Raw genomic sequence first — 13166 nt, forward strand, 5'->3', positions numbered from 1 at the left:
ACCGTAGGCGGACCAAGTGCGCCTTATTTATTGTTAATGGCGGGAGGCGCGCGCAATCTATGCGCTGTTTTTGGTGCGCTAACCATTCAAGCTAAGATACAGGTCATCCCAGTCCGGATTAATCGCTTCGATCATCCGTAACTTCCAGCTGCGATTCCATTTTTTGATTTGTTTTTCACGAAGGAGTGCTGCCTCACGAGTATCGTGGGTCTCATACCAAACGAGTCGACCGACATCATATTTTGCCGTGAACCCTTTGCGGATTTTTTCTTTATGTTCCCAAACCCGTCGGCCTAAATCATCGGTCGATCCCGTATAGAGCGTGCCATTACGTTTACTCGCGAGGATATAAACAAAAAATGGTTTCATTCCCCGAGCCTAAAACCCTTCGCCAAAATCCGCCAGCCGACTAATTGTATTGGATTCTGGACCCCCGCCTTCGCGGGGGAGGACGGTGGTGGTGTCCCCAAAACCGACGATCCCCGCGCAGGCGGGGATCCAGTCAGTACAGAAGAAATTTCACCGCGTGCGGTATCAGCGACCGTCGGTGACGTTTTCCCAGAAATTCTTGGCGCGGTCGAAAAAGCCCCGTGATTGTGGGCAGGCCGCTTCGCCGCCGCCGGCCTCACAGAATTGGCGCAGCAGGTCTTTTTGTTCGGCGTTGAGGCCCGTTGGGGTTTCGACCTGAACCTCGACATAAAGATCGCCACGGCCTTTTTGGTTCAGGACCGTCATGCCTTTTGACCGTACACGGAAGCGTTTTCCGGTTTGCGCCCCTTCGGGCACAGAGATTTTAACGCGCCCGCCATCAATGGTCGGCGCTTCGAAATCACCGCCCAAGGCCGCCGTCGTCATGGGAATCGGCATCATGCAATAAAGGTCTGCGCCGTCCCGCTCGAACAAATCATGTTCTGTGACGTGAACGAAAATATAGAGATCGCCCTCGGGGCCACCGCGCGGTCCGGCCTCGCCCTCGCCCGAAAGGCGAATGCGGGTACCGTCTTCGATGCCGGCTGGCACATCGACACTTAACGTGCGCTCGCGCCGGACACGGCCCTGACCGCCACAATCTGTACACGGATCGGCAATCACCTGACCTTCGCCATGACAATGCGGGCAGCTGCGTTCAATGGTGAAGAAGCCCTGCTGAACACGAACCCGGCCTGCGCCCTTACAGGTGCCGCAATGGGTTGGCCCAGAGCCCGGCTTTGCGCCCGACCCTTCGCAGGATTCGCAAGCCACAGAGCCCGGTACGCGAATTTCGGTTTTCTTGCCCGCAAAGGCGTCTTCGAGGCTGATTTCAAGATTATATTTGAGGTCCGCGCCACGGCCCGGTCCACCGCGACGACCACCGCGCTGACCGCCCATAAATTCGCCGAAGATTTCGTCGAAAATATCGCCAAATCCAGCAGCGCCCGCGCCGCCACCAAAGCCGCCGCCCATACCGCCATGGCCGTTTGCGCCATTTTGAAACGCCGCGTGACCAAACCGGTCATAGGCCGCGCGTTTCTGATCGTCGGACAGGATTTCGTAGGCTTCGCCTAATTCTTTGAATTTTTTTTCCGCTTCCGGATCACCCTGATTTCGGTCGGGATGATATTGCATCGCGCGCTTACGGAAGGCCGATTTAATGGCCGCGCCGTCTGCGCCGCGTTCTACGCCCAGAACTTCATAATAACATGCTTGCGCCATAGTGATTTTCGCGCCCGTCTTACTGGGGTTTTTAACGCAACCCCTTTGGCCGGATTTGCGCCCATTAGAACGTACCCGGTTGAAATGACTGCGCCGCGCATATTCTGCGCGGCGCAATTAATGGTTTAGTCTTTCTTGTCGCCGTCGACTTCTTCGAAGTCCGCGTCGACAACATCATCGTTGTCTTCTGCGGCGCTATCAGCTGCAGCCGCAGCGGCACCGCCATCTTCATCTTCGGCACCGGCCTCATACATGGCTTCGCCAAGTTTCATGGTCGCGGTTGCGAGTGTTCCGGCAGCGTTGTTGATGTCATCAACGCTTGCGTTCTCATCTTCGAGCTTGGCTTTAAGCGCGGCCAAGGCATCATCAATGGCTGACCGATCTTCCGGCGCGAGCTTGTCGCCATGTTCTTCAACATTTTTCTCTGTCGAATGGACAAGTGCTTCGGCGCGGTTCCTCGCTTCGACGCCTTCACGACGCTGCTTATCGGCGTCCGCATTGGCTTCGGCGTCTTTGACCATTTTTTCGATATCGTCATCGGACAAGCCACCGCTCGCCTGAATACGGATCGACTGTTCTTTGTTGGTCGCTTTGTCCTTGGCTGAAACGTGGACAATACCGTTGGCGTCGATATCGAAGGTCACTTCGATTTGCGGCACACCCCGCGGCGCTGGCGGAAGGCCCACAAGATCGAACTGGCCAAGGCTCTTATTATCGGCGGCCATTTCGCGCTCACCCTGGAAGACACGGATCGTCACAGCGGACTGGTTGTCTTCAGCGGTCGAGAAGGTCTGCGACTTTTTCGTCGGGATCGTCGTGTTTCGGTCGATCAGACGGGTAAAGACACCACCCAAGGTCTCGATACCGAGCGACAATGGCGTAACGTCGAGAAGCAGAACGTCTTTGACGTCACCTTGAAGAACACCGGCCTGAATTGCGGCACCAAGGGCAACAACTTCGTCAGGGTTCACGCCTTTATGCGGGTCTTTGCCAAAGAACTGTTTTACCGTTTCCTGAACCTTTGGCATCCGGGTCATACCACCGACAAGGATCACTTCGTCGATATCGCCAGATGTCAGGCCAGCGTCTTTGAGCGCTTCTTTACAAGGCGCAACCGTACGCTTGACGAGATCCTCAACGAGGCTTTCGAATTTCGCCCGTGAGAGCTTCATGGTCAGGTGTTTCGGACCAGACGCATCAGCAGTGATGAACGGCAAGTTCACTTCATAGCTTGATGTGGTTGAAAGCTCTTTCTTGGCTTTCTCCGCTTCTTCTTTCAGGCGCTGCAGCGCAAGTTTGTCTTTGCGCAGATCAATGCCCTGATCTTTTTTGAACTCATCCGCGAGATAATCAACGATACGAAGGTCAAAGTCCTCACCACCAAGGAAGGTGTCACCATTGGTTGAAAGCACTTCGAAAACGCCGTCGCCGATTTCGAGGATCGAAATATCGAAGGTACCGCCGCCAAGGTCATAAACCGCGATTTTCTGACCGCCGGTTTTCTTGTCGAGGCCATAAGCAAGCGCCGCCGCTGTTGGCTCGTTGATGATCCGAAGGACCTCAAGGCCAGCGATTTTACCGGCGTCTTTTGTGGCCTGACGCTGGGCGTCGTTAAAGTAAGCAGGAACCGTGATAACCGCTTGGGTTACATCCTGGCCGAGATAGCTTTCGGCGGTTTCTTTCATTTTCTGAAGGATAAACGCAGAAATCTGTGAAGGGGCGTATTTCTCGCCGCGCGATTCAACCCATGCATCGCCATTGTCACCTTTGACAATTTTGTAGGGGACCATCTCTTTGTCTTTTTGCGCGGTCGGGTCGTCATAAGGGCGACCGATCAAGCGCTTAATCGCGAAAAAAGTATTTTCCGGGTTGGTGACTGCCTGGCGCCGCGCTGGCTGGCCCATCAGGCGCTCATTGTCCTCTGTGAAAGCAACAACCGACGGCGTCGTCCGCGCGCCTTCGGCGTTTTCAATCACTTTCGGCTCTTTACCCTCCATGACGGCGACGCAAGAGTTCGTCGTACCGAGGTCAATGCCAATTACCTTACCCATTCGTTCGTTCTCCGTTTTAGCGAGCTGTCCATTTATTCCCGGCCTTTACGTCGGGCCTCAAAAATGAAGTGGCGCCAAAAAGCGCCGGAAGCGGACACGCCCCTGATCATCAGTGACACAAAATGGTCGCAGTCACCCAAAATTCAATTGGCCCCGACTGCGACGTTCGGGCGGGATATAAGTAGGGGCGAAACAGGTCGCAACCCCGTGAGCATGGGCATTGCGCCAAAAATTTGGACGAATGCTCAAGAACCACGATCACGGTGTGAATTAGACGGCCCTGACCGAGCGAACCGGATTCGATTATGGCCATGATTTCGGAGCGCGATGTGGGCCGAGACGGACGACTACAGAGCGGACATTAGGCGTTCTAATTGGCGTCGCCATTACCCTCTTGAGGGAATTGCTTACTCGACCCAGAATATGCAAATGTGTGATATTATCACACTTTCTTTTATTTGTGGGCGGGAGAACACATGACAAACCAACAAGACATGCCGAGCGGCGCGTTTAAAAAAGAACACGCGGCTAATTATGATGATCGGTGGAAACCGCTGGCAGCGATCACCGACGCGTTGCATCTTTTCAGCCGAAGCGCGCTTACATCGCTTCCTGATGATGCGCATATTCTCTGCGCGGGCGTCGGAACGGGGGCAGACATCCTCGCCTTTGCCGAGGCCTATCCCGGTTGGCAATTCACGGGGTTCGATCCGTCAGAGGACATGCTGGACGTTTGCCGGGATAGAATGGACGAAGCCGGGCTCGCGGGCCGGTACACCCTTCATCAAGGTTATATTGACGACCTCCCGCCGACAGCGCCTTTTGACGGCGCGGTCAGTTTCCTTGTCTCGCATTTCATTACCAACGCCAAAAAACGAGCGGAATTCTTCCGCGCAATTGCGGACCGGCTTTCGCCCGGCGCGCTCTATTTAACCGCCGACCTCGCCGCCGATTTTAACGATCCCACCTTTGACGATTTGATGGACATCTGGCTCGGGACAATTGCGATGGCGGGTATGAATGCAGAGGGGCAAGCCAATTACCGAAAAATGTTCCGTAAGGAATTTGCCGCCCATACGCCGGTCGAAGTTGAGAAAATGATCGAAGCCAGCGGGTTCAATAGACCCATCCAATTCTATCAGGGCGGGCTGATCCGCGCATGGGCGGCGCAGAAACCTGAATCTGAGCCTAATCGTCGATTTTGGCGGCGGCTCTGACGAGATTGATAAACTCGGCGCGGTCGCCATAGGGATCTTTACCCTTGGAACCGGATGCCAGATCAATAATCTCTTCATACGGATATTTATCCGTATAGCCCGCGCGTTGCAGCTTTTGTCCGAAAGCGGCAACGGCGGCGGCGAAACGTGCATCCGCGGGTGCGGTTTCAAGATTATCGGTCATATCGGCGGTCATAAAGGGTTGTTCGATCAATCGGCTGTCGTCTTCATCGGGCGATTTGTAACGCAGCCGAATGAAGGCCAATTCATCCGTGTTCCCCCCAATCTCCGGGCTTGGTTGATAGCGCAACGCATCAATCAGGCCCGCATCAGAACCGGTCAATGCCAATTCATACAGCGCCGTTACCGTATGGCCTGAACCGATATCGCCCGCATCGATGGCATCATTATTAAAGTCTTCGCGATTAAGCAGCCGCGTTTCATAGCCAATCAACCGATATTCTGCGACCACCGCCGGATTGAACTCGACCTGAAATTTGAGGTCTTTCGCGATCGGAAATAAGGTCGAGCGGAATTCACGCACAAAGACCTTACGCGCTTCATTTAACGTATCGATATAGGCGGCATTTCCATTTCCGGCCTGCGCCAGTTTCTGGGCAATGACGTCATTATAATTGCCTTGGCCAAATCCAAGGATGGTCAGATAGATCCCGCCTTTGCGTTTTTGAGCAACAAAATCTTCGAGACTGCCGGGGTCCGTGATACCGACATTAAAATCACCATCGGTCGCGAGAATGATCCGGTTGATTTTATCCTCGGCAAAATTCTCTTCCGCCAGCTTATAGGCGAGTTCCAACCCTTCGCCGCCAGCGGTCGAACCGCCCGCTTCGAGATTATTCAGCGCTTCAATAATTTTTGTCTTTTTATTGCCCGGCGTTGGCTCAAGAACGACACCCGCAGCGCCCGCATAAACAACAATCGACAAGCGATCATCCCGCGACATCTCATCGACCAAAAGCTCGACAGACTTTTTCACGAGCGGCAATTTGTTTTCGGCATTCATCGACCCGGACACATCGAGCAGCAGAACAATATTGGCGTCCGGCGTTGTTTCGGGCTGCAGGTCATAGCCCTTGACCCCGATATGCATCAGCCGTGTTTTTGCATTCCACGGGCTCGGCGTAACCCAGATCGTTGGCGTAAAGGGTTCTTGAGCGCTTTTTGGTTCTTTATACTGATAATTGAAATAGTTCACATATTCTTCGATGCGAACGGAATCCGATGGCGGCAGACGGTTATCTTTTGAAATATAACGGCGCATAACCGAATAGGCCGTTGTATCCACATCCGATGAGAATGTTGAAACCGGTTCTTCGGCGGTCAGCTTGATGGGATTTGGGTCGGTATCTTCATATTGTTCGGTGACCTCCGGCGCGGGAGCGACCATACGGTCAGCGCTGGCATATCCGGCCATATTCGCCATGGCCGCGGGCGGCGCATATTGCCGCTTTCCGGTGACGACAACGTTTTCATCGGCAGCTAATTCCTGATTTGTCTGCGGATCCGATGAACACCCGACAAGCGCTGCAACGATCAAAACACTCGCACTGAATTTCGCAAAATCTGTGGCCATGATCTCTCCCCTTGTCCGCTTCGCACGCGGCAAGCACCCCTGCTGTGCTATTGCAGTTAAGTATAGGAAAGGGCGAAATTGCGGCAAAGACAAGTCAAATGAATGAAGATCATTGCCGGTCAGTTTTAGTGTAGATCGCGCGCAACCCGGAAACCATTGTCATATTCACGGGTGGTTTTTGCTTTGGCGATACGGTGCCCGGCGCGCAGGCGCCACCCCCCGGTATTCCATGCACCGCCTTTCAAGACACGGCGATCGCAATCGCCATTGCCGCGCGGTGAGCCATCGGGCATGCCGCCCGTATGGGACGCAGACCAACAATCGCTTGTCCATTCCCAGACATTCCCGTGCATATCAAAAAGCCCATAGGGGTTTGGCGCGAAACTTGCGACCGGCACCGTCCGTTTACGGAAGGTTTCTTTCTCAGCGCCATAAGGGAAATTGCCGTTAAAATTCGCTTTGGCAATGGTAAGCGTCCCTTCGAACCCGAAAGGCCGGGTGGTGCCGCCACGCGCTGCATATTCCCATTCGGCTTCGCTCGGCAGGCGATAATTGCGCCCGGTTTTATTCGACAGCCACGCCGTATAGGCCTGAGCATCCTCAAAGGACACGCTGACAACGGGGTGCTTATCCCGGCCCCAACCATGATCCGGCGCGCGATAGGCCTTGCACCCGCCATCGGCGACACAGGCATCCCACTGCGCGAAGGTCACTTCGCGGGAGCTAAGCGCAAAATCACGCGCAATTGCGACTTCGAGGAGCGGACCTTCGCTTTTATCGGTTGCCCCCATCAGGAAACGGCCCGCAGGAATGACTGCCATATCTGGGCAGTCCACGCATTCCTTAAAATAATTCCCGGTAAATGCGGCGTCGGTGATCACCGCCGGTAAGGGCGTCACGTCGCTCGCCTCGCCGACGGATTCGGCGCTTGCACTTGCGACGAGCATTTCCATTTCGTCTGTGTCGTCCGCTATGTTTTCGGTCGGTTCGGTTGAGACTTCGGTCTCAGTGATTGGGTCCGACGCAATTTCGCGGTCCTCGGCAATGGCATCATTGGCCGACACCATGGGCAGGGCCGGCACGTCGAGCGGCGGTTCGCTGATGGTTACACTTGCGAGATTGCTTGGCGTAATCGGCGAAGGATCTGGGGTCGTATCGACCTGGCGCGGCTCAGCGATCGTTTCCTGCACCAGTCGATCACTACTCGGCACCGGTAAAATGATCGGCACAAGGACGGCTGTCGCCGCTGCCATCAAGACAAGGGCGGCCGTCCCGCCAAAGGCAACATCACGCGCTTTGAACCGGATAGGCTCGCGCTTTTGCGCGAGGAACGGCGGGAGCGCATCCATTTCATCCGTATAGGGCTGACCGGCCTCGGGGTATATTGGCGCTTGCTCAAATTCAATGGGGTCTTGGTCGGGCGTAATATCTGGCTCGGTAAAGGCGGTATCTTCAACCGGTTCCGTTTCCGGTTCGCGCCACACCATGCCGTCTTGGAGTTTCATGCGGCTATGGGCCAATTGAATTTCTTCAAGAATAAACCGGAACCGTGGATCATCGGTCGCACCGGACCAGCCGGAAAGATCGACCGGGGGAAGTGCCTCGAACCCGCCGGGCGGGGACGCACCATTCACCGCCACGGGAATAAGCGCGCCGCGGGCCATCGCATCAAATGCCTGTTGGTGCAGTTTCGCGAGCTTTGCGGCGGCATGTGTCCACAGAACGATCGCGGCGCTTTCGCTTTCGGATGATTGATCCGTACCGATATCATTATCCGCAAAGACCCGTTTGGTTGCGTGGCCGGCATGACTTAACGCTGTGGCGATTTTCTCGCCCAACGCTTCGTCACGTGGTGCATGGATGATGGAGACAGCGGACATAAAGGATCGTTTCTATAGCGGTATAAGTAGGTTCGCCGATAGGCTGCGCAAATTATGAATCCCGCTCTTTTAAGGCGAATCGGTGCGATCCGCCGATAGTCGTTAACTAAAAGTTTTGCAAGGATCGATTGTGGAAAACCCATCGACCATACGCTTTTGGTGGAAAATTTGTTCTTGATATGTTCTGATTATCCTGTATCGTCCCGCCCAAGTTGTTGGCTTAAGGGACTTTTCTTTTCGGCAGAGATTGCGCCATTGCGGGGGGAGCCAAATGGTCGCGCAGATCACCACATTTGCATTTCACGGGGTCGATGCCCGTCCGGTCACCGTTCAGGTCCAACTGACCAGTGGTTCGAACGCGTTCTCGATCGTTGGCCTTCCCGACAAAGCGGTGTCGGAAGCGCGCGAACGGGTGCGGGCCTCTTTGGCGGCAGTCGGCCTCGGGCTCCCGGTCAAGCGGATCACCGTTAATCTGGCACCGGCGGATCTCCCAAAGGAAGGCAGCCATTTCGATTTGGCGATTGCTTTGGGGCTTTTGATTGAAATGGGTGCCGCGCCCAAAGATGCGGGCGAAGGATTTGCGGTGATGGGGGAGTTAGGCCTCGATGGATCGATCGCGCCCTGCGCCGGTGCCCTTCCTGCGGCGGTCGCGGCGAATGCTATGGGGCTTGGGTTAATTTGCCCGGCAACGAGCGGCGCGGAGGCAGCATGGGCCGGTGGTGACGCCACGATTTTGGCACCGAAATCAATTCTTCAACTGGTTAATCACTTCAAGGGAACACAGGTTCTTTCATCGCCCGCGCCGGGTTCGCTCGAAGCTGCCCCATCGGTGCCGGATCTTATCGACGTAAAGGGCCAAGAGACCGCAAAGCGCGCCTTGGAAATCGCGGCGGCGGGCGGACATAATCTTTTGATGGTCGGGCCGCCCGGTGCCGGTAAATCAATGCTTGCCGCGAGGCTGCCGGGATTGTTGCCGCCCCTTTCCCCGGCGGAAATGCTCGAAGTTTCAATGGTGCAATCCTTGGCCGGTTTATTGGAGGGAGGCCGCCTCACCCGCGCACGCCCCTTCCGCGCGCCCCATCATTCTGCCTCTATGGCGGCGATGATCGGTGGCGGCATGCGAGCGAGGCCGGGGGAGGCCTCGCTCGCCCATCATGGGGTATTGTTTCTTGATGAGCTGCCGGAATTTTCCGGCCTTATGTAGCAAACGCACCAAAAATATCATGGAACTAAGCGCCTGAGAATCCTAAACTTTCCCAATGGAAAGACCGAACACAGTATCAGCCCTAGAGGCTAAACGCGCCCAGCTTATCAAGGAACTCAAGCTGGCAAAGAAGGCGGTTAAAGCGATCCGCATAGACCTACAGCATGTAGAGGCGGCAACACGGTTATTCACGGACAACACCCCAAGGGCGATACCGCGCCGTGACGTTCAATTCAGGGCTGAGCGGGGCGAGATGCTCCGGCATGTCTTGAACAGCTTCAGGACGGCAAAGGAGCCTCTAACCTCGCATATAATCGCAGAGGCATGGTGCAAGGAACGGGGCCTGAAAGCGGACCACGAAACCTATGTCCTCATGCGTAAGCGCGTTGGGGCCTGCCTGAACAAGCTGAAGAAACGCGGCACCATTAAGCATATCGCTACGGAAGGGCTGCATAAGCATTGGGTGCTATGCAAAGAACGCTAACGGACATACTGGGCCAAATATCGCCACGGGAGCGCATGGAGCGCCGTAGACGCTTGAACGCAATTGCGGACTACTGGGCGCTATATTTGACCCAGAAATACGGGAATGAAGCCCTGTACCGGTGCAGGTGTCATCAAGTGAATACAGCTAAGGCTGGGGCAATGCTGCGGAACCATATTTGGGGACGGGTGGCGGAGCGATTGAAAGGAGAGAAAGGTTGCGAGTGAAATTGCTGCATTTGATGGCGAAGCTATTGGGAGTCCAATTCCATGTGGATGGACTCCCGTTTGGTGCGCAAATTAGCCGTAAAGGCGGTTTGCGGGGCTCGACTTGTTCCAGCGGCGGCGGATCGTCTCAGCCGTCGTTGTATCTAGTCCGAACCAAGCCGCCATATCCGTTGTCGAATTGACAACGAATACAGTATCATTTGCGTCGATTACGCGAACCAATGCATCGCGCACTTGGGCCTCATTGTAGTTGCTGTCGAGGTACCACAGGGATTTGTGAACCTTTACCGCTGCGCCCAATTGCTTGATTGCATTGATAATTTTACTGTAGTCCTGTCCGGGACGGTACAGGTCGTACGAGATCGTCAAGTTGAACTTAGCCATTTTTAATCTCCTATGGCTGTAAGTCGCATTTGCCTTGACGCTTAAAACGGTACAGATAAACTCTGCATTCGAAAGCCTTAGATCCGCGGGCAAATGCAACTGGATTTGCGGATCGCCGCGGCGCGGAATCACCACAATTCCGCGCCGCAACTTTATCAACCATATAGATCGCTGATTTTCCGTCTCTGAGTCAAGATACGGCGCCTACGGATTATTCCCAGCACAACATATAGAGTTTTCCTTATATGCTGCGCTGCCAATATCCTTTCCACTGGCGGCTCACCGGTGCAGTCATAGCGTTCCGAACAATGCGGCCAGCTAAAGCGCCATTGCTTTCGCGGCGATGATCTTCAAGCCATGCAGCGTGCGCGGCGTACTGGTGCAGGTATTGCGGCGAAACGTGATGGTGCTGGCCGGAAACCATGCGGCGAAGGCGTGAAAAGTAGCTTTCAACTTGGTTCGTGCAGATACCGTTCGCGCTATAGGCTTCGCTGTGATTGATGCGGTTAACTGGGAAGAAGGCGTTCAGCGTATCCCAGTGTGAAGCCTCGTCAGCGTGGATTTCAGCGCCGTTTGCAACGCGGTTGCGGGCAATCTCGACACCTTCCGCTTCCGACTTCCGAATGAAGGTCAGTGTGCGGCCTGAGCGCTGACGAAGTGCGATAACAACGCGGCGCTTGCCTGTCTGGTGACGGGCAAGGCGACGGTCAACGCGGTTAATCTCTTGGTTTGCTGGGCGGATATGGCCGCCGAAATATGCGCCATCGATTTCTACCGTGCCTGACAGCTTGGTGTTTTCTGTTTCGTCTGAAAGCGCTTCGCGGATCTTATGCGCGAGAACGAAAGCGGTCTTGTACTGCACGCCAAGGTCACGGCTTAGCTGAACCGATGAAACACCCTTCGCGGCGTTCGCAACGATGCAGATCGCGGCCAATAGGTCGGTGAACTCCATTTTGCGGCTGGCAAAGATGGTGCCTGACGTAACAGAGAACTGGTGCGAGCACGCTTTGCATTTGAACTTGCGACGGGTCGAGATGTCGTAAGTCTCAACACAGCCGCAACGTGGGCAAATGGCGTCGCCATCTGTTTCAGGCCAGCGGATTTCGCAGAATTTACGGTAAGCGGCTTCTTCCCCAGCTTTGTAGATGTCCTTGAGCTTGAGGGTGCGAGAAGCGGCTGAAAGTAAAAAATGCTGTGTCATGGTACTGTTTCCGATGCCTTATGCATCGTATATAGTACCTAATAGTACTGTTTACAATACCCTTGGTGTCGTTTATGATAAAAAAAGTAACATAAACGGTATCTATATGAGCGAAACAGACTGGGAAAAGAGGGTCAGCAACCTCCTAAAAGCTGAGTTAAAACGAAAAGGCATCACCTATAGCCAGCTAGTCGAAAAACTGGCTGAAATAGGAGTTGAAGAAAAGGAAGCAAACATCAAGAATAAGCTCTCTAGGGGCAAATTCTCAGCGGTGTTTTTATTACAAAGTTTGCAGGCCATTGGTTGCGAGTCGTTGTCGTTACGGTCGTAACGATTGCGTTTGTTGCCGTTGCGATGAAGTTAGCGCCAAACGAACCGTCAATAAGAGAGCAACGGCCAGATGATGAACGGGCTGCCAATTATAGCAATAGCGTAACCTGTGAGGCGGATTGCCAAGTGTCTTTTGGACTCGCCAATCGACATTCCGGCGAGCAGGGCGAAATATCCCAAGGCGGAAATTACGGCGCGAACGATGATGTCTTGACCCTTGGCGAGTCCGATTTGCTCGCGCAAGAACGAATGGCCTTTTGGACCAAGGCCATTGGCGTTTTTACTGCAATCGGTCTTGGCATCCTTTTCGTCACTTTTGCGGCAACCCGTGATGCTGTTGTTGAAACTAGGAAAATCGGCGAGGCGCAAACGCGGGCATATTTGTCCGTCATTGACGCAGAAATAGTCGATCCGGAATTTTCCGACTTTGCCTTTGATGTAATCGTCACCATTAAAAACTTTGGCCAGTCGCCAGCCTTTCAGTTTCGCTGGCTTGCAGAACCGACTTTGCAGTATTTTTGGGGCAATAATCACCATGCGCCATCGGAAAGCGACCTTGAGAAAATCCGGCCTTTTGATACGCCAATCGTAATCAGCGCTGGAACTGAAGAACAAATTCGAATCCCCATTCTGGAAAAGGCCGTTCATGAAATCATGGACGGTAGAGGGCCGGGCGATTTGATTCTTGTCGGCTCCATCGAATTGTTTTGGAAAGACGTTTTTAAGCGCGATAATCAAGCCACAGCTTGGCTGCGGCCCGAAATTGATAGCGACACGCTGCCGGGATTCCGTGGAAAGTTGATGGTGACAAACCACGATCCAGAGAAAGACAAAGCAAACGCCAAGAAGCCTTAACACCTAGCGCCCCCATGCCTGAGAGCGCTTGGTGCGTTTGCTACATA

Annotated in this window: 11 protein-coding genes and 1 pseudogene; 5 read left to right on the forward strand and 7 right to left on the reverse strand. The window is 54.3% G+C overall.

Annotated elements, in window-relative coordinates; genetic code table 11:
• Nucleotides 1–78 precede the first annotated feature (78 nt).
• From ABFZ83_RS11835 to dnaK, 3 genes are all read right to left on the reverse strand, one after another.
• The gene (locus tag ABFZ83_RS11835; RefSeq protein WP_411816759.1) at nt 79–369 is read right to left on the reverse strand and encodes a GIY-YIG nuclease family protein; all 291 of its coding nucleotides are present in this window, start codon (nt 367–369) and stop codon (nt 79–81) included.
• Between the two features lie 165 nt (nt 370–534).
• Nucleotides 535–1692, reverse strand: coding sequence for a molecular chaperone DnaJ (dnaJ, locus tag ABFZ83_RS11840; RefSeq protein ID WP_411816760.1), 1158 nt, complete (start codon nt 1690–1692; stop codon nt 535–537).
• Between the two features lie 125 nt (nt 1693–1817).
• A complete protein-coding gene (dnaK, locus tag ABFZ83_RS11845; RefSeq protein ID WP_411816761.1) occupies nt 1818–3743 on the reverse strand; it encodes a molecular chaperone DnaK in 1926 nt (641 codons plus the stop codon).
• A 476-nt stretch (nt 3744–4219) separates the two neighbouring features.
• On the opposite strand from dnaK, the gene ABFZ83_RS11850 reads away from it, so the two are divergent.
• Complete coding sequence (locus ABFZ83_RS11850; RefSeq protein WP_411816762.1) at nt 4220–4960, forward strand: class I SAM-dependent methyltransferase; 741 nt, start codon at nt 4220–4222, stop codon at nt 4958–4960.
• On the opposite strand, the gene ABFZ83_RS11855 is transcribed toward ABFZ83_RS11850, so the two are convergent.
• Both ABFZ83_RS11855 and ABFZ83_RS11860 read right to left on the reverse strand, forming a co-directional pair.
• Nucleotides 4932–6554 carry a vWA domain-containing protein gene (locus ABFZ83_RS11855; RefSeq protein ID WP_411816763.1) on the reverse strand — a complete coding sequence of 541 codons (1623 nt, stop codon included), beginning with the start codon at nt 6552–6554 and terminating at the stop codon, nt 4932–4934. The genes ABFZ83_RS11850 and ABFZ83_RS11855 overlap by 29 nt on opposite strands.
• Nucleotides 6555–6679: 125 nt before the next feature.
• Nucleotides 6680–8434, reverse strand: a complete 1755-nt coding sequence (locus tag ABFZ83_RS11860; RefSeq protein WP_411816764.1) for an SUMF1/EgtB/PvdO family nonheme iron enzyme — start codon at nt 8432–8434, stop codon at nt 6680–6682.
• A gap of 271 nt (nt 8435–8705) precedes the next feature.
• Here ABFZ83_RS11860 and ABFZ83_RS11865 point away from each other — a divergent pair.
• Together ABFZ83_RS11865 and ABFZ83_RS11870 are read left to right on the forward strand one after the other, a co-directional pair.
• Nucleotides 8706–9623 (forward strand): annotated as a pseudogene (locus tag ABFZ83_RS11865) (YifB family Mg chelatase-like AAA ATPase); the annotation flags it as partial.
• Nucleotides 9624–9693: 70 nt separating this feature from the next.
• The gene (locus ABFZ83_RS11870; protein WP_411816765.1) at nt 9694–10122 is read left to right on the forward strand and encodes a hypothetical protein; all 429 of its coding nucleotides are present in this window, start codon (nt 9694–9696) and stop codon (nt 10120–10122) included.
• 299 nt (nt 10123–10421) lie between these two features.
• Here the strand turns inward: ABFZ83_RS11870 and ABFZ83_RS11875 are convergent, their stop codons facing one another.
• Together ABFZ83_RS11875 and ABFZ83_RS11880 are read right to left on the reverse strand one after the other, a co-directional pair.
• On the reverse strand, nt 10422–10733 hold the full coding sequence (locus ABFZ83_RS11875; RefSeq protein ID WP_411816766.1) for a hypothetical protein: 312 nt from the start codon (nt 10731–10733) through the stop codon (nt 10422–10424).
• Nucleotides 10734–10974: 241 nt separating this feature from the next.
• Entirely contained in the window at nt 10975–11934 is a 960-nt protein-coding gene (locus tag ABFZ83_RS11880; protein ID WP_411816767.1) for an IS1595 family transposase, read from the reverse strand.
• A gap of 106 nt (nt 11935–12040) precedes the next feature.
• Between ABFZ83_RS11880 and ABFZ83_RS11885 the strand changes: the two genes are divergently transcribed.
• Together ABFZ83_RS11885 and ABFZ83_RS11890 are read left to right on the forward strand one after the other, a co-directional pair.
• The gene (locus tag ABFZ83_RS11885) at nt 12041–12265 is read left to right on the forward strand and encodes a DUF6471 domain-containing protein (RefSeq protein WP_411816768.1); all 225 of its coding nucleotides are present in this window, start codon (nt 12041–12043) and stop codon (nt 12263–12265) included.
• Entirely contained in the window at nt 12238–13119 is an 882-nt protein-coding gene (locus ABFZ83_RS11890) for a hypothetical protein (RefSeq protein WP_411816769.1), read from the forward strand. The genes ABFZ83_RS11885 and ABFZ83_RS11890 overlap by 28 nt, the downstream gene beginning before the upstream one ends.
• Nucleotides 13120–13166: the final 47 nt, after the last annotated feature.

Source organism: Hyphococcus formosus, from assembly GCF_046736345.1.
Lineage (GTDB): Bacteria > Pseudomonadota > Alphaproteobacteria > Caulobacterales > Parvularculaceae > Hyphococcus > Hyphococcus formosus.

Excerpts from the sequence above, each read along its gene's own strand:
- ABFZ83_RS11835 (WP_411816759.1), bottom strand. The coding sequence starts at position 369 with ATGAAACCATTTTTTGTTTATATCCTCGCGAGTAAACGTAATGGCACG.
- dnaJ (WP_411816760.1), bottom strand. The coding sequence starts at position 1,692 with ATGGCGCAAGCATGTTATTATGAAGTTCTGGGCGTAGAACGCGGCGCA.
- dnaK (WP_411816761.1), bottom strand. The coding sequence starts at position 3,743 with ATGGGTAAGGTAATTGGCATTGACCTCGGTACGACGAACTCTTGCGTC.
- ABFZ83_RS11850 (WP_411816762.1), top strand. The coding sequence starts at position 4,220 with ATGACAAACCAACAAGACATGCCGAGCGGCGCGTTTAAAAAAGAACAC.
- ABFZ83_RS11855 (WP_411816763.1), bottom strand. The coding sequence starts at position 6,554 with ATGGCCACAGATTTTGCGAAATTCAGTGCGAGTGTTTTGATCGTTGCA.
- ABFZ83_RS11860 (WP_411816764.1), bottom strand. The coding sequence starts at position 8,434 with ATGTCCGCTGTCTCCATCATCCATGCACCACGTGACGAAGCGTTGGGC.
- ABFZ83_RS11870 (WP_411816765.1), top strand. The coding sequence starts at position 9,694 with ATGGAAAGACCGAACACAGTATCAGCCCTAGAGGCTAAACGCGCCCAG.
- ABFZ83_RS11875 (WP_411816766.1), bottom strand. The coding sequence starts at position 10,733 with ATGGCTAAGTTCAACTTGACGATCTCGTACGACCTGTACCGTCCCGGA.
- ABFZ83_RS11880 (WP_411816767.1), bottom strand. The coding sequence starts at position 11,934 with ATGACACAGCATTTTTTACTTTCAGCCGCTTCTCGCACCCTCAAGCTC.
- ABFZ83_RS11885 (WP_411816768.1), top strand. The coding sequence starts at position 12,041 with ATGAGCGAAACAGACTGGGAAAAGAGGGTCAGCAACCTCCTAAAAGCT.